A 1,404-nucleotide genomic window follows, 5' to 3' on the forward strand; every position below is an offset into this window, starting at 1 on the left:
GATGGTACTGCAGGGGGGACCCTGTGGGAGAGTAGGACGCCGCCGAACAAATATTGAGAAAACCCCTGCCGGGTGACCGGCAGGGGTTTTCTGCGTTTAGGGTCGAGCCATGCGCTATGACCTCGTGATCTTCGACAATGACGGTGTTCTCGTCGACAGTGAGTCGATCTCCAACCGGCTGCTGGCGGCCTTTCTGACGGAGTTGGGGCACCCGACCTCGTACGAGGAGTCCATTCGGGATTACATGGGGTCGGCGATGCACCGGGTGCACGAGCTCGTGCTGGAGCGGACGGGCCGGCCGTTGCCGGAGGACTTCGACGATGTCTTCCACAGCCGGGTCTTCGCCGCGTTCGAGCGGGAGTTGAAGCCTGTTCCGGCTGTCGTGGAGGTGCTGGAGAAGTTCGTTGCCGACGACGTGCCGTTCTGCGTGGCCTCGTCCGGGAGTCATGAGCGGATCAGGGTGGGGCATCGGACGACCGGGCTGGACCGGTGGTTCGGACCCGGGCTCGTCTTCAGTGCGCAGGACGTGGGGCGAGGGAAGCCGGAGCCCGATCTGTTCCTGTACGCGGCCGCACGAATGGGAGTGGCGCCGGAGAGGTGCGTGGTGGTCGAGGACAGTCCCGCCGGGGTACGGGCCGGTGTGTCGGCCGGGATGGATGTGTACGGGTTCACGGCGATGACGCCCGCCGACAAGCTCGTCGGAGCCAAGGGGTACTTTTCGGACATGGAAGAGCTGCTCGATCTGCTGAGTTGAGCAGTATTCAACTTCCTCTACCCATGGGTAGGTCGTGGCCCCTACTGTGCCGCCATGACAGATGTGCTGCGGCGCGGTAGGGCCGCGTTGGCGTTCAGCTTCTTCGCCCAGGGTGTCGCCTTCGCGCTGCTCGTGACGCGGATTCCGGCCATCCAGGACCGATACGGGGTCTCCGACGCGCTGTTGCCCGCCTTCCTCGCCGCCGTGCCGATCCTCGCCGGGGTCGGCAGCGTCTGCACCGAGCACCTCGTGAAGAAGGTGCCGCCGAGCCTGGTGCTGCGGTGGTCCCAGCCCGTCGTGCTCCTGGCCCTGCTCGGGGTGGGCGCCGGCGAGCAGATGGTCGTGCTCGGTGCCGCGATGGCGGCCTTCGGGCTGGCGGTCGGGGCGCTCGACGCGTCGATGAACATGCTCGGGGTGAGCCTGCAGCGGTCGTACGGGCGGAGCATCATGCTCGGCTTCCACGCGGTGTACAGCCTGGGCGGGATAGCCGGGGCCTCGCTGGCGTGGGTGGGGGCGCACTGGGATCTTGCGCTGCTGGTGTCGTATCTGCCTGTGGTGGCCGTGCTGTTGCCGGCGGCGCTGGTCGGGAGCCGGTGGTACGTCGACGCGGGGCCGGAGGCGGCGAAGGAGGAGGCAGCCCGGGCCGAGGC

Annotated in this window: 1 protein-coding gene and 1 pseudogene; both read left to right on the forward strand. The window is 67.5% G+C overall.

Features of this window, described 5'->3' with window-relative positions:
- The first annotated feature begins 109 nt into the window (after positions 1–109).
- Positions 110–754 carry an HAD family hydrolase gene (locus tag P1P70_RS44615; protein ID WP_319248211.1) on the forward strand — a complete coding sequence of 215 codons (645 nt, stop codon included), beginning with the start codon at positions 110–112 and terminating at the stop codon, positions 752–754.
- 54 nt (positions 755–808) lie between these two features.
- A pseudogene (locus P1P70_RS44620) lies at positions 809–1,404 on the forward strand (MFS transporter); the annotation flags it as partial.

Origin of the sequence: Streptomyces sp. MB09-02B (assembly GCF_033794485.1) — a bacterium.
Classification (GTDB): Bacteria; Actinomycetota; Actinomycetes; order Streptomycetales; family Streptomycetaceae; genus Streptomyces.